At 74.3% G+C, this 20,722-nt stretch carries 14 protein-coding genes; 8 read left to right on the forward strand and 6 right to left on the reverse strand.

The features are described from left to right. Positions 1–38: 38 nt before the first annotated feature. The 6 genes from rfbH to ACIA47_RS15230 all read right to left on the reverse strand — a co-directional run bounded on the left by rfbH (position 39) and on the right by ACIA47_RS15230 (position 6,868). Positions 39–1,349 carry a lipopolysaccharide biosynthesis protein RfbH gene (gene rfbH / locus ACIA47_RS15205; protein WP_396708327.1) on the reverse strand — a complete coding sequence of 437 codons (1,311 nt, stop codon included), beginning with the start codon at positions 1,347–1,349 and terminating at the stop codon, positions 39–41. Continuing rightward, positions 1,342–2,316: an NAD(P)-dependent oxidoreductase gene (locus tag ACIA47_RS15210; protein ID WP_203119306.1), complete on the reverse strand. Its 975-nt coding sequence runs from the start codon at positions 2,314–2,316 to the stop codon at positions 1,342–1,344. The genes rfbH and ACIA47_RS15210 overlap by 8 nt, the downstream gene beginning before the upstream one ends. Then, on the reverse strand, positions 2,313–3,302 hold the full coding sequence (locus ACIA47_RS15215) for a Gfo/Idh/MocA family protein (RefSeq protein WP_396708329.1): 990 nt from the start codon (positions 3,300–3,302) through the stop codon (positions 2,313–2,315). Before ACIA47_RS15215 ends, ACIA47_RS15210 begins: the two co-directional genes overlap by 4 nt. Then, positions 3,293–4,690, reverse strand: a complete 1,398-nt coding sequence (locus ACIA47_RS15220; protein ID WP_396708331.1) for an NDP-hexose 2,3-dehydratase family protein — start codon at positions 4,688–4,690, stop codon at positions 3,293–3,295. The genes ACIA47_RS15215 and ACIA47_RS15220 overlap by 10 nt, the downstream gene beginning before the upstream one ends. After that, positions 4,687–5,997: an activator-dependent family glycosyltransferase gene (locus ACIA47_RS15225; protein WP_396708333.1), complete on the reverse strand. Its 1,311-nt coding sequence runs from the start codon at positions 5,995–5,997 to the stop codon at positions 4,687–4,689. The genes ACIA47_RS15220 and ACIA47_RS15225 overlap by 4 nt, the downstream gene beginning before the upstream one ends. A 112-nt stretch (positions 5,998–6,109) precedes the next feature. Further along, the gene (locus ACIA47_RS15230) at positions 6,110–6,868 is read right to left on the reverse strand and encodes a 4'-phosphopantetheinyl transferase family protein (RefSeq protein WP_396708335.1); all 759 of its coding nucleotides are present in this window, start codon (positions 6,866–6,868) and stop codon (positions 6,110–6,112) included. 226 nt (positions 6,869–7,094) lie between these two features. On the opposite strand from ACIA47_RS15230, the gene ACIA47_RS15235 reads away from it, so the two are divergent. The 8 genes from ACIA47_RS15235 to ACIA47_RS15270 are packed head-to-tail and all read left to right on the forward strand — an operon-like array spanning position 7,095 to position 20,721. Further along, the gene (locus ACIA47_RS15235) at positions 7,095–8,615 is read left to right on the forward strand and encodes a nitroreductase family protein (protein WP_396708337.1); all 1,521 of its coding nucleotides are present in this window, start codon (positions 7,095–7,097) and stop codon (positions 8,613–8,615) included. Between the two features lie 36 nt (positions 8,616–8,651). Then, positions 8,652–9,851 (forward strand): acyl-CoA dehydrogenase family protein, encoded by a 1,200-nt coding sequence (locus ACIA47_RS15240; protein WP_396708339.1) that lies wholly within the window; start codon positions 8,652–8,654, stop codon positions 9,849–9,851. Then, positions 9,844–11,331 (forward strand): class I adenylate-forming enzyme family protein, encoded by a 1,488-nt coding sequence (locus ACIA47_RS15245; protein WP_203119283.1) that lies wholly within the window; start codon positions 9,844–9,846, stop codon positions 11,329–11,331. The genes ACIA47_RS15240 and ACIA47_RS15245 overlap by 8 nt, the downstream gene beginning before the upstream one ends. Before the next feature lie 17 nt (positions 11,332–11,348). Continuing rightward, on the forward strand, positions 11,349–11,642 hold the full coding sequence (locus ACIA47_RS15250; protein WP_396708342.1) for a phosphopantetheine-binding protein: 294 nt from the start codon (positions 11,349–11,351) through the stop codon (positions 11,640–11,642). Continuing rightward, positions 11,639–12,622 (forward strand): hypothetical protein, encoded by a 984-nt coding sequence (locus tag ACIA47_RS15255; protein WP_396708344.1) that lies wholly within the window; start codon positions 11,639–11,641, stop codon positions 12,620–12,622. Before ACIA47_RS15250 ends, ACIA47_RS15255 begins: the two co-directional genes overlap by 4 nt. A 1-nt stretch (position 12,623) precedes the next feature. Further along, positions 12,624–13,328: a 4-hydroxy-tetrahydrodipicolinate reductase gene (locus ACIA47_RS15260; RefSeq protein WP_396708346.1), complete on the forward strand. Its 705-nt coding sequence runs from the start codon at positions 12,624–12,626 to the stop codon at positions 13,326–13,328. Beyond that, positions 13,319–15,211: an AMP-binding protein gene (locus ACIA47_RS15265; RefSeq protein ID WP_396708348.1), complete on the forward strand. Its 1,893-nt coding sequence runs from the start codon at positions 13,319–13,321 to the stop codon at positions 15,209–15,211. The genes ACIA47_RS15260 and ACIA47_RS15265 overlap by 10 nt, the downstream gene beginning before the upstream one ends. Further along, positions 15,211–20,721, forward strand: coding sequence for an SDR family NAD(P)-dependent oxidoreductase (locus tag ACIA47_RS15270; protein ID WP_396708350.1), 5,511 nt, complete (start codon positions 15,211–15,213; stop codon positions 20,719–20,721). The genes ACIA47_RS15265 and ACIA47_RS15270 overlap by 1 nt, the downstream gene beginning before the upstream one ends. The last annotated feature ends 1 nt before the right edge of the window (position 20,722 follow it).

The raw sequence follows: 20,722 nt of genomic DNA on the forward strand, positions 1-20,722 counted from the left end.
CCGGACGATGTCCGACCGGGCCCGTGGGCGTAGCGGGCTCAGCCGCGGGACCGCTCGGCCACGAACTCCCGGATCGTGCGCCCCACGTACGCGGTCATCTCGTCGGTGATGCCGGGGTAGACGCCGATCCAGAAGGTGTTCTCGACGATGACGTCGCTGTTCTCCAGGCTGCCCACCACCCGGTAGTCGACCTGCCGGTACGCCGGTTGGCGGGTCAGGTTCCCGCTGAACAGCAGCCGGGTCCCGATCTGCCGGGACTCCAGGTGCAGCACCAGCTCGTTGCGGGTGAACGGCGCGCCCGGCTGCACAGTGATGACGAAGCCGAACCAGCTTGGGTCGCTGTCCGGCGTCGCCTCGGGCAGCAGCAGGCCCGGCACCCCGTCGAGGTCGGCCCGCAGCAGCTGCCAGTTCTTGCGCCGGGCCTCGCCGAACGCGGCCACCCTGTCGAGCTGGCGAAGCCCGAGCGCCGCCTGCAGGTCGGTCGTCTTCAGGTTGTAGCCGATCTGGGAGAACGTGTACTTGTGGTCGTACCCGAAGGGGAGCCCGCCCAGTTGGCAGCCGAACCGCTTGTGGCAGCGGTCGTCCTCACCGGGCCGGCACCAGCAGTCGCGTCCCCAGTCCCGAAAGGACTGCACCAGGTGGGACAGCTCCAGGCTGTTGGTCAGCACGCAGCCACCCTCGCCCATGGTGATGTGGTGCGCGGGATAGAAGCTGACCGTGCTCAGGTGTCCGAACGTACCGGTCGGTCGGCCCTGGTAGAGCGAGCCGACCGCGTCGCAGTTGTCCTCGATGAGCCACAGCCCGTGCTCCTCGGCCAGGGCCATCATGCCGGTGGCGTCGAAGGGGTTGCCGAGCGTGTGCGCCACGATGATCGCCTTGGTCCGAGGCCCGACCGCGGCCCGGACCCGCTCCACCGTGGTGTTGTAGGTGCCCAACTCCACGTCGACGAACACCGGCACCAGGCCGTTCTGCACGATCGGGTTGACGGTGGTGGGGAACCCGGCGGCCACCGTGATCACCTCGTCGCCCGGGCGCAGCCGTCGGTTGCCCAGCTCCGGGGCGGTCAGCGCGGACAGGGCGAGCAGGTTGGCCGACGAGCCGGAGTTGGTCAGTAGCGCCTTGCGCATCCCGAAGTGGCGCGCGAAACGCCGCTCGAACTGCACGGCGTATGTGCTCGCCGCGATCCGCATGTCCAGCGCGGCCTCGACCAGCGCGGCACGCTCCGTCTCGTCGAAGACCGGGCCGGACGAGAGCACCGGCGTCTCGCCCGCCACGAACTCCACTGCGGTGCTCTGCTCCCGGTGGTACTCGTGCACCAGATCGAGAATTCTCGCCTTGAGGTCAGTCATGCCTGCTCGCCTTCTCTCTCCATGAGTCGCGTTGGGCGGGGTCGTCGGCGTCCGCGGACGCCCACACGTCCCGGACGGTCCTGCTCAGCGAGCGGTGCGGCGACCAGCCCAGCACCGCGCGGGCCCGCCGGATATCCGCCTGCTGCCAGCTCGCGCCGGCCGTCCGGGCGCCGTCCGGGGCGGGCACGAGCGTGAGGTCGTAATCGACCCCGCTCGCCACGGCGAGGGCCCGGACGACCTCCTCGGCCGAGCGGGCCACCCCCGAGCCGACGTTCAGCGCCCGGTCGTCGCCCACCGCCGAAGTGGCCGCCGCGACCACCGCGTCCGCCACGTCCCGGGCGTCGACGTAGTCGCGGAACTGCCGCAGGTTCAGCAGGCGCAGTTCGGCCCGCCCGCCGCGTTCGTGGGCTGCCCGCAGCTCGGTCAGCGCGGCGCCCAGCACGCTGACCGGTGACATGCCGGGCCCGATCGCGTTGAACACGCGCAGCACCACAACGTCGAGGCCGTGTGCCGCGGCGACCGCGCCAAGCCGGCGGCTGCCATCCAGTTTGGACCGGCCGTAAGGGCTCGCGGGCTCGGTCACCGTGTGTTCGTCGATCGCCACCGGCGGCGGCACCGGGGCGTACTCCAGGCACGAACCGAGATGCACCAGTCGGGCCGGTATGGCGCTGTCCGCCAGGGCGAACGCGATCTGCTCCGGCACCTCGGCGTTGGCCACCACCATCGCCGCCGGCTCGGGACGCCAGATCAGCCCGGCCGCGTTGACCACCAGAGCCGGTGCCAGGTCGCGTAGGGCCGCCGAAAGGACGGGGCGCAGCGGCCCGGCGGACGGCAGGGCGATCCGGCGCGGCATGTCCGGGCTGCGGGCGGCACCCACCACGTCCCAACCCGCCGTCGTGAGTGCGGAACGCACGTGCCGGCCGAGGAAGCCGGTGGCGCCGACCACCACGGCGCGCGGCCCGGTCACCGGACCTCCACCCCGGCGTGCCGGCGCACCGCCTCGGCCAGGGCCGCCCGCCCGATCACCTCGTCGTGGTGCTGCCGCAGGCTCCGGCGCGTGGTCACCGCCGCGGCGAAATCCGCTACCAGCGCGGCGAACTGGTGGTGGCTCCGCAGCGGGCGCTGTCGTGCGCCGGCGGCACCGCTCAGGTTCAGCACGGGCCGGTGCTCCGGCGGCGGGGTGAACGCGCGCTCCAGCACGATCCGGCCCTCGCCGCCCCACAACTCGTACGCGTTGCGGTAGGCGTGTTGGAAGCCGAAGGAGATCGCCGCCTCGACGCCGTCCGGCGCGACGAGCAGGGCGGAGCCGGCGACGTCCACGCCCGACGGGCCGGGGTGCAGGTGGGCGCTGACGACCCGCAACTCCGGCCCCAGGAACATCTGCGCTGCCCGCAGCGGATAGAAGCCGAGGTCGAGCAGCGCGCCGCCGCCGAGCTCCGGCCGGTACCGGACGTCCTCGGGTGGCAGCGGCGGGATGCCGAACACGCTGGTGACGGTGCGCAGCGGGCCGATCTCGCCGGCGGCCACCAGCTGCCGGACAGCGTCGTGCTGCGGGTGCAGCTGGAACGCGGCGTTCTCCATGAGGACCAGGTCCCGGGCGGCAGCCCGGCCGATCAGCTCGTGCGCCTCCGTGCCAGTCCGGCCCAGCGGCTTCTCGGCCAGCACGTGCCGACCGGCGGCCAGGGCGGCGTCGACCCAGCGGGGCAGCAGTCCGGCCGGCAGTGGCACGTACACCGCGTCGATGTCGTCGCGGTCGAGTAGCCGGTCGTATCCGGTGACCGGGGCGGCGCCGAACCGGTCGGCGAACCGCTGCGCGCGCCGACCGTCCCGGCTGGCCACGGCGACCAGTCGCAGCCGGGGCTCGGCCACCACCGCCGGCAGGGTGCGGCGCCAGGCGATGTCCGCGCAGCCCAGAACGCCCAGCCGGACCGGTCCGTGCCGGTTCACGGGCACGCGCCGGCGAGGCTGTGGAGCGCGGCCAACAGCGACCGGCCCTCGACTGTCACATAGTGGCTGTGCGTCAGCAGCATCGCGAGTTGGCGCGGCGTGACCCAACGGAAGGACTCCGGTGGCCGCACCGGCACGCGCTCGTCGGCCTCCACCACCATGTACCGGTTCTCCGCGTGGTAGAAACGGCCGCCCTCCTCGGAGAGCACGCAGTCGTAGCGGATCCGTTCGGGCGGCGCCGTCAGCACCGCGTCCAGGAACGGTGGCCGGTCCACCGCAGGCAGATGGGCGTAGTTCTCCGGCCGGCACAGCACGGTGGGGCCGAGTTCCGGAACGTCGCGCAGGCCCGGCTGGACGGCCGCACGGGCGAGCAGGTGCAGCACACCGCCGATCGGCCGGGCGAGGAACGCGACGACGCCCCGGCCACGGGGCCGCAGCAACGGCTGACTCCAGCCGGGCACCTCCCGTACGGCGGTCCGCACGTCCACGCCGATGATGCTGAAGTGCCGGCTGGCGTCGTGGTCGATCGCGTACCGGTCGCGGTGCCAGCCGTGCACCGGAGCGAGACCCATCCGCCGGGCGACCAGGGGACGACGGCTGCGCAGCGCGGTGAGCCAGCTCAGCACGTCGATGTCGCGCTCCACCGCGCTGGCGGTGGGGGCGAAACCCTGGGCCACCAGATCGGCGAACGCGTCGCCGGTCGGCTCGACCGACGGCCGCAGCACCGCCGCGAGGCAGGCCAGCACCGTACGGCTGTCCATGTTGACGACGTTGTCGAGCCCCATCAGCACTTGCAGGTCGCGCAGGGTGATCCAGCGGAAGTTCTCCTGCTCGGGGACCGGACCGACCGCCTCGACCACCATGTTCCGGTTGCGCTTGCCCAGAAACCAGGAGCCCTGCTCGGACTGCAGCACGTCGGCGACCACGGTTCCCCGTGCCGGCCGGACGAAATGCTCCAGGTACGGGGTCGCGGCACCGCCGTGGACCCGTGTGTAGTTGCTGTGGGTGGCCTGCACCGTCGGCGAGACCTGCACCCCGTTGACGTTGCCGGGCTCCATCTTGACCTGCACCAGGCACTCCAGCTCGGCCTTGCGGCGTACCAGCAGGCCGAGCAGCCCGATCTCCGGCTGGGAGATGATGGGCTGCTGCCAGCCCGGCACCGCCCCGCCCTCGCCGCGCACGTCCAGCCCGGTCACCGTGAAGAACCGCCCGCTGCGGTGTCCCAGGTCGCCGGTAGCGGGATCGGTCCTCCAGCCCCGCAACGCGTCCAGCGGCACCTGCGTCACAGTGCTGGTGCTGGCCTGGCGCCGTTCCTCGTACCACTGTCGCAGGCCGTCGTCGGGCCAGGCGCCAGCGGTGGTCGACGACGCCCCGGTGGTCGCCGCCCCGGTCACCGACCGGCCTCCCGCCGGGGCGTGGTTCGGTCGGTGACCGGCGCGGCGGTGCGGTCAGCGGGGCCGCACGCCGTGGCCAGCCGTTCGAGGACAGGGACCACCTCGTTCGGGGTCGGCTCGGCCAGCACCTCGGTCCGCAGCCGGCCGGCGGCCTCCCGGAACGACGGCTCGGTGACCAGCCGCAGCACAGCCTCGCGGATCACCTCGGGAGTGACCTCCTCCTGCGGGATGCTCAGCCCGGCCCCGAGTTCCTGGATCCGGCTTGCGCGGACCGGGGCGTCCCACTGGGCCGGCACGAGCGTGAGCTGGGGCACCCCGCATCGAGTGGCCGTCGCGCCGATGCCCGCCGCGCCGACGTGCACCACGGCCACGCAGGTGGGTAGCAGCGCGTGCATGGGCACGAAGTCGACCAGGCGCACGTTATCCGGCAGGTCGATCGTTTCGCCCTCGGGGGGCACTAGCGTGGCGACGACCTCCAGGTCGAGGTCGCCGAACACCTGGAGGGTCTTGATCGGGATGGGGTCGTGGCCGTGGAAGCCGCGCATCGAGATGCCCGCCGTGATGCAGACCCGGGGGCGCACGGGCGGCTCGCGCAGCCAGTCCGGCAGCCGCGACGGCCCGTTGTACGGCACGTACTGCGCGGTGACGGTGGGCAGGCCCAACGGCAGGCGCATGCTGGCCGGGGACTGGTCGAGGGTGTACTGCCCGGTGATGAGCTCCTCGTCGTACGAGGACCCGAACCGCTCCGCGGTCTGTGTCAGCCACTCGCCGAGCGGGTCCTGCCGCCGCTCCGGTGGCTGCTGCGCCAGCAGCGACAGGAAGTGCTGCCGCATCCGGACCATGACGTCGGCGCCCCAGAGCAGGCGCACGTGAGGTGTGCCGGTGGCCCGGGCGGCCACCGCCCCGGCGAAGGTGAACATCTCCCAGACGATCAGATCCGGCTCCCAGTGCCGGGTGTAGGCCACCAGGTCGTCGACCATCGGGTCGTTGAAGACCTGTCCCGAGTAGATGGTCGCCTCGCGCAGGAAACGGACGAAGTCGTCGTACGCCACGCCGGCGGGGTCGATGAGCACGTTCGCCACCCGCTCCGCCCAGCCCTCGTCGTCGGACTTCTCCACCAGCACCTGGTCGAAGCTGTGGTCCCGGCCGACCGACACGGCGGGCAGCGCCGACGCGACGATGGTGTCCTGCAACGCGGGCTGGCTGGCGATCCGGACCTCGTGCCCGGCGGTACGCAGTGCCCACGCCGTCGACACCATCTGGAAATAGTGGGTCCGTTCGGCGTAGGTGACAAAGAGAACCCGCATCTGACACCCTTCCTGAAAGGAGCGAGGAGAATTGGCGCTGACCGGAGGAAAGGTCAGTACGGCGCTTTCGGTCGGTCTGCACAACGGACTCGAGGCCGGTTTTCGAGGTGGCTCACCCACCGTCAGTGGGGTGCCCGGTGACCATTCTGCGCCCTTCGCCCACACGGGTCTTCTCGCAGATTGCGCGGTCGATGGCCCGGTCGAGCAGTTCATGGGTCGGCTCGGGCGCCACCCGCACGGGGACGGCGGCCAGCACGGTGAGCGCCGCAGCGTAGCCCGGTGGCACCGGCAGGTCGGTGAGGTGGGCCGGCGGGCCCACCCGGGACCGGTAGCGCAGCAGGGTGGGCCCCGGTCCGAGCGTCACCTCCGACATCGGCACCCGCAGCCCGTCGCCGGTGGCCTTGAGCACGGATTCCTTCCTGGTCCAGCAGCGTAGGAAGCCGGCCCGCGAGCGGATGGGGTCGACCTCGTCGCGCGCCTGGATCCGCCGGGCCAGCCGGCGCCAGTCCAGCTCCGCCTCCTGTTCCACGTCGAGGCCGACCGGCCCGGCGCTGGTCACCGCCACCCCGACCAGCTCACCGGCGTGCGTCACCGACAGGTGCAGCGGATGCCCGGGCAGGGTGGGCCGTCCGTGCGGACCACGGCAGTCCGGGCAGCGGCGGCGCACTGGCACCCGATGCGCCGGGAGGCCGATGCGAGCCCCGGCGGCCAGCCGCAACAGCGCCGCGCCGAGGGTGAACCGGTCCCGGTCGGCGTCGCTGGCGAAGCCGGCACGGCGCCGCAGCTCGTCGGTGTCCAACAGCTCCAGATGCTCGGAACGCAAACCCGCCAGCGGCGCCCACCAGACTCCGCACAATTGTTCGGGCTGCATTCGGGAATGATGGCACGAGGGTGCCGATTACGTTGTCGGCGCAGGTTTCGGGGCTCCGCAATTTTGGAGGTGCGCGCCGCGCGGGTTGGGCCGACGATGGTGGCGGAATGACCGCCGAATTCCGGCCGCGACATCCTGCGGCCCGAATTGCGGACGGTGCCCGCCCCGGCCGGTCTCGAACCGGCGGACCGGTCCGGTCACCGCGTGCCCGCGAACGGAGGAAGCCATGCGCACCCAGCTTCGGTCCGACACCTCGCTGCTGGAATTCTGGGAGGCGACCCGGCTCAGCGACGACGCCCGCTACCCGGACCAAGCCGAGCCGACCGCAGGCACGGACGAGGCGATCCGGGCCGCCCTGGCCGGCGTGCTCGGCCACGGGTGCGGCCAGCGGGTCGGCACCGTCCTCGCCAAGGGCGGCACCTTCGTCCAGGCCCGCACCACGCCGTCGGCCGGCGCGCTGTACCCCTTCGAGGTGCTTGTCGGCCTGAGCGACGGCGAGCGTTGCGTCAGCTACCTGTACGAAGTGGACTCCGGGCAGCTCAACTCATTCTCCTCGGCGCCACCCGTGCCGCTGGCCGAGCTGGTGGCGCAGGCGGGGCTTGCCGACGTCGAGCCCGCGCCGGTGCGCGCCGTCATCACCCTGGTCGCGCGGCCCTGGACCTCGATGGCCAAGTACGGGCGACGCGGCTACCTGTACACCTACCTGGACATCGGTCACGCGGCCACGAATCTGGCGCTCGCGGCCCGGGCGGCCGGCCTGGAAGCCGCCATTCACCTGCGGTTCCGCCGCCAGTGGCTCGCTCACGCCTTGGGCCTGGCCGGCACCTGCCGGGAACCTCAGGCCGTCGTGACGATCACCGCCCCGGAGGAGACCTCGACCGACCGCCCGGCCGCCGACCCTCCGGCCGACGGGGACGGCGTGGTGACCCCCGTCTGGCGGGACCGCCGGCAGGCCCGGTTGGAGCCACCGGGCGACCCGGAGCGCCGCAACTTCGAGGCGCTGCGGGACATCAGCCTCGCCTACGCGCCGGCGGCGGTCGCCCGTCCCGGCCGGATCGTCTCGGTAACCGAGCCGCCGCCCCCGGCCGACGTGTCGGCGGACGTCGTGCTGCGCCGGCCCGGTAGCGTCCCGGGCGACCACGCGGCGCTGGCCGTGCTTCGGCAGTCGGCCAAGGGTTTTCTCCCGGCGGCGGTCTCCCTCGATCAGCTCGCCGGCCTCCTCGAGGGCCTGGACGGGCAGCTCGCCGCCGACTTCGCCGAATCCGCCCCGGCGGGCGTCGGGGTCCGCGTGGTGGCGCGTGCGGTCACCGGCCTCACCCCCGGCGCGTACGCCTGGTCTGCCCGTCGGTACGCCCTTCAGCCGGCGGGCGGCGGCCCGGTGGAGGAGGAGGACGTGCTGGCCACCTGCCAGCGGCAGGACGGTCTGCGGCACGCCGGGGCGCTCGTGCTGCTGCACACGCCGCTGCGCTCGCTGCTGCGCGAGCAGGGCCGGGCCGGTCTGGCGGAGGTGCACTTCCACGCCGCCCACGTGGCGCAGCGCATGTGCGTGAACGCCGCCCGGGAACGCGTCGGCATCACCTGCGTCGGCGGCTTCGACGAGGCGCACGCCGCCCGGCTGGGCCGGCTACCCCGGGGCGGGGAAGCGATCTACCTGCTCGCGGTCGGCGTCGCCGACCCGGCGGCCCGCAAGGTCGACCGGGATCCGGTCGCGTACAGCCACGGCCGTAAGGCCGCGGGCCTCATCTGAGCACCCGCACAGATCGGATTACGAAGTGAGCGACCCATGCTGACCGACACCGTCCTCGCGGCCCGGCTGACCTCGGCGCACCACGACCTGGCCCGCGCCGCCGGTGAGCTGTTCACACCCGAGCGCCTCGCCGGCTGGCGGGACGGGCCGGACGGACCGCTGACCACGCGGGCCTGGCGGGACATCGCCGCCGCCGGCCTGCTCGGGGTAGCCCTGCCGACCGCGCTCGGCGGCCGGGGGCTGGGCCTGCTGGGCAGCCTCGTGCTCGGCGAAGCCATGGCGCCGCTGGCCGACGCGGGCGTCCTGCTCGGCATGCACGTGCACAACGACGTGGCGGCGTACTGGCTGACCGACGCCGCGCCCGAGCTGCGGGACCGGTACCTGCCCCGGCTGCTCGACGGCACGCTGGTGGCCTGCCAGTGCGACACCGACCCGTCCGCCGAGGAGCCGACGACGGCCCGTCGGGAGGGCGACGAGGTGATCGTCAGCGGGTCCAAACGGTACGTCGTCAACGGCGCGATTGCCGGGCTCTGCTTCGTCACCGTCCGGCTGGACAACACGGCGGCCCTGGTGCTGGTGGAGAAGGACCGGCCGGGGGTGCGGGTCGGCACGGTGTACGACAAGCTCGGCACCCGGTCGGTGGATTCGGCCCGGATCGACTTCGCCGACGTCCGGATCCCAGCGGCGCACGTGCTGTCCCGCGGCGGCGTCGCCCAGTTGCTGCGTTGGAACCGGGTGATGACCCGGATGCGCTACCTGATCGCTGCCGACGCGTACCTGATCCACAGGCGGCTGCTCGACAACATCGGCCAGCACAGCACCCGGCGGCGGCTCGGCGGCCGGGCGCTCTCGGCCTGGCCGGTCAACGCACACGCGCTGGCCGCCGCGCGGGCCGACCTGGAACTCATGGCGGCGGGCCTGGCCGACCTGCTGGACCGGGTGGACGGGCCGGCCCCGGCGGTGCCGGAGGTGGCCGAGCTGAAGTGGTTCTGCGTCGAGCGGGCTTGCGCGCTGGCGGCGCTGTGCTGCGACCTGGAGGGCGGCGCCGGCTACATGTGGGGCAGCCCGTCCCTGCGTGACCTGGCCCAGTTGCGCGGCCTCCGGATGGCCGGCGGCAGCCAGACCACCATGCTCACCCTCGCCAACCACAGCTTCGCGTGCCGGGCCGAACTGGCCGGCACGCCGCACCCCACGGCGGCGCTGGCCGGCGCCGGGACGGCGGCCGGTCATGTCTGACGACCGGCTCGACGTCACCTTCCGCGCGGCGTGTGCCCGCTTCGCCGACCGGCCGGCGCTGCGGTTGGGCGCCGCGGTGCTCAGCTACCGGGAGGTGGCCGACGAGGCGTCCCGACTGGCTGGGGTCCTCGACGGCATCCTCGGCCGGCGCGCCCGCCCGAACCCCGACCGCGTCGCCGTGTACGCCCACAACAGCATCGACTACCTGCTGTCCTACCTCGCGGTGGTGTTCAGCGGCCGGGTGCCGGTGCTGATCGACCAGGCGTTCGGCGAGCGTGAGCTGGCCGCTATCCGGTCCGGCTGCGGCGTGACCGCCTACCTGGTGGACGCCGGGTCGTCGGCGCAGTTCCCGCTGCTGCCCGAGTCGGTGGTGCCGCTCGCCGGTAGTACGCACGCCCTGGTCATCGTGCCCGCCGACGGGGACGTGCCGGACCTGCTCCCGGACACCGCCGTCTGCCGGTTCACCTCGGGCACCACCGGCGTGCCCAAGTGCCTGGAGTTCTCCGGGTTCGCGGTGCACAGCGCCGCCCGCAACTGGGTCGCCGGCACCGGGCTCGCCGCGACGGACCGGACCCTGTGTCTCGCCGCGTTCACCAACGGGCTGGCGTACAACACGTCGCTGCTGTCGACGTTCCTGGTCGGCGCCGAACTGTCCGTCAACCCGGGACTCCCCACCTCGGCGAAGATCGTCCGGGCGCTGGCCGATTCTCGTGCCACCCGGCTGGTCGCCTTCCCGTTGGTCTACCGGATGCTGGCGGACGCCGACCTCGCGGCGGCCCGGTTCGCCGGCCTCGACCTGGCCGTCTCGGCCGGCGCGGAACTCCCGGCCGAGGTTCGCGCCCGCTTCGAGAAGCGGTACGCGGTGCGGATCGCCGACTACTACGGCGTCGCCGAGGCGGGGCCCTGCACCTTCGAGCGGGATCCCGCGTACCGGCGGGGTCTGGGCACCGCGCTACCCGGTGTGGTGCTGCGCACCCGGTCCCACTCTGGCGGGCGACCGGAGGTGCTGCTGCGTACCAGTTCGATGGCCAGCCGCTATCTCAACGCTCCGGGCCTGCTGGAGAGCCGCATCGACGCGGACGGTTACTACGCCACCGGCGATCTCGGCTATGTCGAGGACGGCCGGCTCTTCGTCACCGGGCGGTTGGCCGGGCCGATCAACCTGGCCGGGCGCAAGGTGGATCCCCGCGAGATCGAGGACGTGGTCAAGGAGCTCGACGGGGTGCGGGACGCCGTGGTCTTCGCCGACACCGGCGCGGACGACCAGGTGTTGCTGCACCTGGCGGTGGTGGGTCGCCCGCCGCTCGGCCGCGCGGGGTTGGTCACCGGGTGCCGGGACCGGCTGGCCGCGTACAAGGTGCCGCAGCGGATCAGTTTCGTAACGGAGATCCCGCGCTCGTCGACGGGGAAGGTGCGCCTCACCGACCTGCGCGCCGTCGTCGCCGAGTCGGCGCAACGGCCGGCGGGCGGGATCCGGTGAGCGTGAAGGAGGACAGGATGACCGGGGTGGACGTGCGGACCGGCGGTCCGGATCTGCGGGGATGGGTGGAGTCGCTGGTCGTCCTGGCCACCGGTCGGGCGGTGTCGGTGGACCAGCTGCGCGGCTGCGCCGGGTCACTGGACGCCGCCGGGGTCAACTCGATCGCCTACATCAACCTCATCGAGGCCCTGGACCGACAGTTCCACGTGGTCGTCGACCCGGAGCGGGATGCCGAGGCGTTGTCCAGCGTGGACGGGATCGTGGCGCTCATCCGTACGGCCGGCACCGACGACGGGGCGGACCGGGCATGAGCGCCCCGACCCTCGCCGGCACGTCCCGGAGCGCGGAGGTCCGCCGCCTGCTGGCCGAGCTGGCCCCGGCCGGCGCTGCCGCCGCGGCGGTTTCCAGCGCGGTGCTCGCCGCGGGCCCCGACGTCGGCCTGCCGGACGCCGTTGCCGTGCTCGAACACGCCTGCGGGGTACGGCCGCTGCTGGACCTCCTCCACGGGGTCGCCCACCCGACAGTGGGCGCGGTCCGCGCCGGCGACCTGCCCTGCGCGCTGGCCCTGTTCACCCCGGACGCCACGCTGTCCCTGACCGTGCCGGGGGTCCGGGCCCGGCACGGCGCGGACGGGATCGTCCTCACCGGCCGGTACCGCTACGGCAACCCGGCTGCGTCGGCCGCCCTGGTCCTGGTCGAGGCGGCCGATGGTCCGCGGCTGTCCCTCGTCCGGCACGACCTTCCGGGCGTGCGGACCACCGGCACCGACGGGTGGGGCTGGGCTGAGGTGGCCGGCGTGACCGTCGACGAGATGCTGCTGTCCGGGCCGGTCTCCTGGGACCCGGCGGGTCCGTTGCTGACCGCCATCGACGCCTACGCCTGGGCGTACGTCCCGGTCGCGGCGGCGCACGCCGCGGAGGCGGTGGCGCGGCTGCGGCGGGAACTGGCCGACCAGGCCGTCGAGGTGCTCGTCGCCTCGCAGTACCTCGCCCACGAGCTGACCCGGCTGGACATCGAGCTGGCGTTGCTGGCCTCCGCCGCCCGCTTCGGCCCCGGACTGCGCGGCGGTGGGCCCGGCGGCATCGCCGCCGCGGCCGTGCTCACCGCGTGCGCCACCCTGACCCACCGCACCGCACAGGTCGCCGCCGACTTCGCCACCGAGCTGGGCGTGCCCGGCGGCCCGGCCGCCGATCCCGCCTGGCGGACGGCGGTGCAGGCGCCGTTCGGCGGGCGACGGATGGCCGAGGGTGAGCTGGCCCGCCGGATGGGTCTGCTGGCGGAGCGGATCTGAGATGGCCCTGCCCACCGTCGTCTGCGGACGGACCGGCCGGATGGCGACGCTGCTAGCCCAGGCTGTTCGGGACACCACCGACCTGGCTCTGGCCGGCCGGCTCAGCCTGCGGGACACAGCCGGACCGCCGGCCACCGGCGTGTTCACCGCGCTCAGCGACCTGCCCGCCGCGCCGGCCGTGGTGGTCGACTTCACCCACCGGGCCGCGACCGTCCGGCTGCTGCGGGCCGCCGAGGACACCCCGTGCGCGCTCGTCATCGGCACGAGCGGTCTCACCGAGACCGATCAGGCGCTGCTGCGTCGGGTGGCGCGCCGGCGGCCGGTGGTGCACGCGGCGAACTTCAGCCCGGTCATGGCCCTGCTCCGCCGCTTCGTCGGCGAACTCGCCGAGGTGCTGGACGACAGTTGGGACGCCGCCGTCGTGGACGTGCACCACGCCCGCAAGGTGGACGCCCCCAGCGCGACCGCGTCGGCCCTGTCCCGTGCCTGGGGCGGCACCCGGGCCGCACCGCCGATCTCCTCGTTGCGGTTCGGGGACGCCGTCAGCGAGCACCGGCTGCTCGCCGGGGGCGCGGGCGAACAGCTGGAACTCGCCCACCGGATCAACGAGCGGTCGGCCTTCGTCCCTGGCGTGCTCGCGGCAGTCCGATTCGTCGGCCGGGCCAACCCCGGCCTCTACCGTCTGGAGGACGCGCTGTGCGGCTGACCTCATCGCAGCACCTGCGGGAACTGGTCGTGAACCTGGCGCGGGAGCAGCCGGACGGCGTCGCCCTGTGCGCCCCGGGCCAACCCAACCTGTCCTTCGCCGTCCTCGCCGCCCAGGTTCTGGCCACCGGCGAACGGTTGCGCGAGCTGGGCGTCGGCCCCGCGGACACGGTCGCGCTGGCCCTGCCCTCGGGGCCCGCCCTGGCCACCACCTTCCTCTCCGTGGCGGGGCACGCCCGCTGCATGCCACTCAACCCAGCACACGCCGCGGAGGAGTTCTCCGACTACCTCCGTCGGTCCGCGGCCCGCGCGCTGGTGGTGCCGGCCGGCGCGGCCGGGACCGCCGCCACCGCCGCGGCCCGGGAGCTGGGGGTCCGAACGCTGGAGCTGGTGACCCGCCCGTCCGACCCGGCGGGCGTGGGTGTGCTCGTCGGGCACGGCGTCGACCGGCCGGCGGCCGACCGGCCCGGCCACGCGGACGACATCGCCCTGCTGCTGTTCACCTCCGGCACGATCGCCCGGCCCCGGATGGTGCCGCTCACCCACGCCAACCTGCTCACGGCGGCCCGCAACACCGGCGGGGCGCTGCGGCTCGCGCCGGACGACCGCTGTTTGAACGTGATGCCGCTGTTCCACGCGCACGGCCTGACCAGCACACTGCTCGCCAGCCTGGTGCGGGGGGCGTCGGTGGTCTGCCCACCCGGCTTCGACGCCGCGGCCTTCCTCGACCAGCTCGTCGAGTTCTCGCCCACCTGGTACACCGCCGTCCCCGCCATGCACCGCGCGGTGCTGGACGCCGCCGCGAGAACCGGCCGTCGGCCGGAACCCCGGCTGCGCTTCATCCGCTCGGCCTCGGCGCCGCTGCCGGACACCGTGCTGGACGGGTTGGAACGGCTGTTCGCCGCGCCGGTGGTCGAGGGGTACGGGATGACCGAGGCCGCCTCCCTGGTGACGTGCAACCCGCTGCCCCCCGGCGACCGTCGGCGGGGTTCGGTCGGCCTGCCGGTGGGTGAACCGGTCCGGGTGCTCGACCCGGCCGGTCGCCCGGTGCCGGCGGGCACCGCCGGAGAGATCGCGATCCGCGGCGCCAACGTCACGGCCGGCTACGCCGACGACCCGGAGGCCAACGCGGCGGCCTTCGTGGACGGCTGGCTGCGCACCGGCGACCACGGCTACCTCGACGGGGACGGTTATCTGTTCGTGGTCGCCCGGGTCAAGGAGATCATCAACCGGGGCGGCTCGAAGGTGTCCCTCGCCGAGGTGGACAAGGCCCTCGCCGACCATCCCGACCTCGCCGAGGCCGCCGCCTTCGCCCTGCCCCATCCGACCCTGGGCGAGGACGTGGCGGTGGCGGTGGTGCCCCGCGCCGGGGTCACCGTGCGCGAACAGGAGGTGCGGGAGTTCGCCGCCCGGCGGCTCATCGCCCACAAGGTGCCCGGCCGCATCTTCGTGGTCACCGCGCTGCCCCGCACCGCCACCGGCAAGGTCCAGCGGCTGCGGCTCACCGAGCGACACACCCCGGCCGGGCGTACGCCTGCGGTGGCGACCGGCAGTGACCTGGAGCGCCGGATCGCCACGGTCTGGGTCGCGGTGCTGGGCACCGAACGGCCCGGCGCCACCGAGAACTTCTTCGATCTCGGCGGTGATTCGCTGCGGCTCGCCCAGGTCGCCGAGCGCCTCCGGGTCGAACTGGGCCGTGAGGTGCCGGTGCCGGTGCTGCTCATGCATCCGACCGTGCGCGGCCTGGCCGAGCACCTGAGCCGGGACGGCGCGGCCGACCCGCCGCCGGCCGACGAGCAGCGCCGCCGGCACGACGGTCGCGACCGGCTGCTGCGCCAGCGGCGGGGCCACGGCGCGGCCGCACCGGCGGGGGAGGCCGGCTGATGGCGACCGGTCTGGAGATCGCCATCATCGGGATGGCCTGCCGCTTCCCCGGCGCCGACGGCCCGGACCAGTTCTGGCGCAACCTCCGCGACGGCGTCGAGTCGATCAGCCACTTCGACGCGGCGGAGCTGGCCTCCGCCGGCGTGCCCGAACAGGCCCTGGCGGACCCCGGGTACGTCCGGGCGCAGGCGGTGCTGCCGGACATCGACCGGTTCGATGCCCAGTTCTTCGGCATCAACCCGAAGGAGGCCGACCTCATGGACCCGCAGCAGCGGGTCCTGCTGGAGTGTGCCTGGACGGCGATCGAGGACGCCGGCTACGACCCGGACCGGGTCGACGGGCCGGTGGGCGTCTACGCCGGCACCTACTACAACTCGTACCTGCCGCTGCTGCCGCCCACGGACGACGTGGCGGAGCAGTTCGCCCGCAACATCGCCAACGAGAAGGACTACGTGGCGACCCGGTTGGCGTACAAGCTGAACCTGACCGGTCCGGCCGTGACCGTCCAGACGGCATGTTCGACGTCGCTTGTGGCGGTGCACCAGGCCGCCCAGGCGCTGCTCGCCGGGGCCTGCGACCTTGCCCTCGCGGGCGGGGCGACAGTCCGCGCCGAGCAGGTGACGGGCTACCCGTACCAGCCCGGCGGGATTTTCTCCTCCGACGGGCACTGCCGGGCCTTCGACGACGACGCCGACGGCACCGTCCCCGGCAACGGCGTGGGTGTCGTGGTGCTCAAGCGGCTGGAGGACGCGCTCGCCGACGGCGACACCGTGTACGCGGTGATCCGGGGCTCGGCCGTCGGCAACGACGGCGGCGAACGGGCCGGCTTCACGGCCCCCGGCGTGGCGGGGCAGGCGCGGGTGATCGCGGCGGCGTACGCGGTGGCCGAGGTGGACCCGGCGACGGTCGGCTACGTCGAGGCGCACGGCAGCGCCACCCGCCTGGGCGACCCTATCGAGGTTGAGGCGTTGACCCGGGTGTTCGGCCCGGCCGGGGCGGCGGGCTGCGCGATCGGCTCGGTCAAGACCAACATCGGGCACACCCACGCGGCGGCCGGAGTCGCCGGACTGATCAAGGCGGTGCAGGCGCTCCGACACGGGCAGATCCCACCCAGCCTGCACCACGTCCGTCCGAACCGGGGCATCGACTTCAGGGCCACCCCGTTCGTGGTGAACACCGGCCTGACCGCCCTCCCGCGCGGCGACCATCCCCGCCGGGCCGGTGTCAGCTCGTTCGGCATGGGCGGCACCGGCGTACACGTGGTGCTCGAGGAGGCCCCGCCGCCGGACGCGCCTCCGCCGCCGGCCGCGGCGGGTCCCTGGCTACTGGCGCTCTCCGCCCGTGGCGCCCCGGCACTGGAGGAGCGCACCGACGCGGTCGCCGCGCACCTGGCCGCCCGTCCCGAGGTGGACCTCGCGGCGGTCACGCACACCCTCTGGCAGGGGCGGCGTCCCTTCGGCCACCGGCGGGTGGTGGTCGCCGCCGACGCGGCGGAGGCCGCCGCCGCGCTCAGCGCCCGGGACCCACGCCGGGTGCTCAGCGGCGCGCCGGGCGACGCCCGGCCGGATGTCGCGTTCCTCGTGCCCGGCGTGGGTGACCAGCGCCGAGGGCTCGGTTACGAGCTGTACCGCACCCAGCCGGCCTACCGGGCCGCCGTCGACGAGTGCGCCGAACTGCTCGCGCCGCTGCTCGACAGGGACATCCGGACCCTGCTGCATTCCACTCCGGACGCGCTGGCGGCCGGCCCGGCGGACCTGCGGCGGCTGCTCGGGCGTGGCACGGCCGCCGCCGGGGAGGAGCCGGAGCCGCTGCACCGCACCCGTTACGCTCAGCCCGCCGCCTTCGTCACCGGCTACTCGCTGGCCCGTCTGTGGGCCGCTCACGGGGTCCGGCCCGCCGCGCTGATCGGCTACAGCCTCGGCGAGTACGTGGCCGCCTGCCTGGCGGGCGTGTTCACCCTTCCCGACGCGCTGCGCCTGGTGGTACGCCGGGCACAGCTCATCGACCGGCTCCCGGCCGGTGCGATGCTCGCCGTACCGGCCGCCGAGACCGAGCTCGCCGCCGATCTGGTGCCGGGTGTGCACGTGGCCGCGGTCAACGGTCCGACCCTGTGCGTGCTGGCCGGCACGCCGGAGGGGGTCGCGGAGGTCGAGCGACGCCTGCTCGCCGGTGGCCGGGCCGTGCGGCGGCTGCCCACCGGCCATGCCTTCCACACCCCGCTCATGGATCCGGTCGTCGAGGAGTTCGCCGACCTGGTCGCCTCGGTGGCGCGACGCCCACCGGCCGTGCCCTACGTGTCGAACGTGACCGGTACCTGGGTCACCGGCGACGAGGCCACCGACCCGGCGTTCTGGGTGGCGCACCTGCGCCGGCCGGTCCGGTTCGCCGACGGGATCGTCGAGCTGTGCGCGGATCCCGACCGGGTGGTCGTCGAGCTGGGCCCGGGACAGGCCCTGGGCAGCCTCGCCACGCGGGCGGGCACCACGGGCGTCACGGTGTCGAGCCTGCCCGGCGTCTTCGACCGGGACCCCGAGCCGGTGCACTTCCTGCGGGCGGCCGGCCGGGTGTGGCTGGCCGGGGTGACGATGACTCCGCCCGTGCCGGCGGACCGGCCGCCGCGCCGGGTGCCGCTGCCCACGTACCCCTTCCAACGTCGGCGGCACTGGGCGGTGGCCCCGGCCGGGTCGCGGTCGCACCGCGTGCCGCCAGCGCTGACCCGTCGCCACGACGTGGCGGATTTCTTCCAGGTCCCCGCCTGGGAGACGCTGCCGCCACGCCCCCGGCGCGACCCAGTGGCGAGCACCGGGCACTGGCTGGTCCTCGCCGACGACCGGGGTCTCGGCGCCGCCCTCGCGGCCGAGGTGACGCCCGGCGCCGACTCGGTGACCGTGGTGCAGCGTGCCGAACACGACGCCCCCGGCCTGCGCCGGCTGGCCGACGGCCGGTACGCGATGCCGGCGGCGGACGGGAACTACCCGGAGCTCCTCGCCGAGCTGACCCGGACCGGCCGGCGGCCCGACCGGATCGTGCACCTGTGGACGGTCGGGATCGGCCCGGGCACCGGCGAACGAGACGCCAACGAGCGAGGCTTTCGCAGTCTGCTCCCGCTCGCCCAGGCGCTCGCCGGCCGTCCCGACGACGAACCGGTCGACCTCGCAGTGGTCACCGCCGACCTGCGTCGGGTGACCGGCGCGGAGGCCGGATCGCCGCTGGCCGCGACGGTGCTCGGGGTGTGTCTGGTGCTCCCGCTGGAACACCCACACCTGCGCTGCCGCGCGCTCGACGTCACCCTCTCTGGCGGCGGGCCGGAGGAGGTCGCGGTCGCGCTGCGCGAGGAGCTGTGTGATCCGGCCGGGCCGGCCACCGTCGTCCTGCGCGGCCGGCACCGCTTCGGGCCGACCTACCAGACGGTGCCGCTGCCCCCGGCCGGCGGCCCCGTTCGCGGCGGTAACTATCTGCTGACCGGCGGGCTGGGCGGCGTCGGTCTGTCGCTCGCCCGAGAACTGGCCCGGACCGAGAACGCCAGCCTGGCCCTGCTGTCCCGCACCGCGTTGCCGCCGAAGCAGAGGTGGGACGAGTGGTTGGCGACGCGCCCCACCGACGCGACGGCGGACCGGATCCGCGCGGTCCGCGAGCTGGAGCGGCTCGGCGCCCGGATCGCTGTGCTGACCGCCGACGTCACCGATCCCGGCCAGCTCCACGAGGCGGCACGGCACGCTGTCGCCGCACTCGGCCCAGTGCACACCGTGGTGCACGCCGCCGGCGTGGCCGGTGGCGGCCTGATCCAGCTCAAGGATCCCGCGGCCGCGGCGCGGGTCCTGGCCCCCAAGGTGCGCGGCGGCCTCGCCGTCGTGGACCTGGCCCGGCGCATCGGCGCCCGGACGGTGGTGCTGTGCTCGTCCACCCTCTCCCTCAGCGGCGGAATCGGTCAGGTCGACTACGTGGCCGCGAATGCGTTCCTCGACGCCCTCGCCCAGCACGCCGCCGGCGAGCCCGGACCCGAGGTGGTCTCGGTGAACTGGGACGCCTGGCAGGAGGTCGGGATGGCCCAGCGGCACCTCGCCGCCGCCGACCCGGCCGCCGCGCCGGCGCAGCCGGTGGATCATCCGCTGCTGCGCGCCCGCCCGGAACTCACCGACGGACACGCCGTGTACGACGCGACAGTGGACGCCACCGACTCCTGGCTGGTCGACGAGCACCGGATGCTCGGCGACGCCGTGGTGCCCGGGACCGGTCACCTGGAGCTGGCCCGGGCGGCGTACGCGGACCTCACCGGCGCCGGCTCTGCCGTTCTCACGGACGTGCGGTTCCACACCCCGGCCGTGCTGGGCCGGTCGGGCCGGCGGGAGCTGCGGGTGGTCCTCGACCGGGCGGCCGAACCGGTCCGGTTCACTGTGGTCAGCCCGCACCCTCGGGCGGGGGACACGGACGGGCCGGCCTGGCAGGTGCACGCCACCGGCCAGGTGGCAACGCTGGCCGGGCACCCGCCACCCGACCGGCCCGTCGAGCGGCTCATCGCCGACGGCCGGCTGCGAGACCTCGGGCTACCCGAACCGGTCGCGCTGATGAGTTTCGGCGGACGCTCGCGGTGCCTGCGTCGGGTGTGGCAGGGCGAGCGGGAGGCCCTGGCCGAGCTGGTCCTGCCCGACCGGTACGCCGCCGACCTCGATCGGCTGCACATGCACCCGTCGCTGATGGACCTTGCCGCCGGTTTCGTGGGCACCCACCTCGCCGAGACGTTCCGCATCCCCATCTCGTACGGGCGGCTGCGGTGCTGGCGGCCACTGCCCCGCCGGGTGTTCAGCCACCACGTGTACCGGGAGGACGACCGGCCGGACCGGGAGACCAGCACCGCCCAGATCACGCTCTACGACGCCGACGGCCGGGTGCTGGTCCAGATCGGGGAATTCGTCCTGAAGCGCGTTGCCGACCTGCGGCGGACCCTGGACGCGGCGCGCTCCGGCAGCGGCCCGGAGATCGGCGACTTCCGGCTCCCGGGCGGGCCGGCCGGCAGCGGCGCCGGGTTGCTCGGCGCGCACCTGGCCACCGGTCTGCGGCCCGCCGAGGGCGCCGACGCCTTCCGCCGGCTGCTCGCCGCCAGCATCGGCCCGCAGGTGGCCGTGGTGGCCAAGGACCTCGACGCGGTGCTCGCCGACATCGCCGGTCGCCGGGTGGCCGACGCGGCGACCGAGCGGCCGGCGGCGCATCCCCGGCCGACGTTGGCCACACCGTACCGGGCGCCGGGGGACGCCGTGGAGGCGCGGCTCGTCGATATCTGGCAGGACCTGCTCGGCGTGGACCGGGTCGGGGTCGACGACGGCTTCTTCGAGCTGGGCGGGCACTCCCTGCTCGGGCTGGAGATGGTCAACCGGATCGGCCGTGAGTTGGGGCTGAGTGTGCCGCTGAGCCTGCTGTTCGAGGCGCGCACCGTCGCCGAGCTGGCCGACGCGCTCCACCGGGAGCCGGCGCCGATCGGCTCGGCCGTACTGACCGAGAGCCGAGGAGGGTGAC

This window comes from Micromonospora sp. NPDC051227 (genome assembly GCF_044455385.1).
In the GTDB taxonomy this organism is placed as follows: domain Bacteria; phylum Actinomycetota; class Actinomycetes; order Mycobacteriales; family Micromonosporaceae; genus Micromonospora.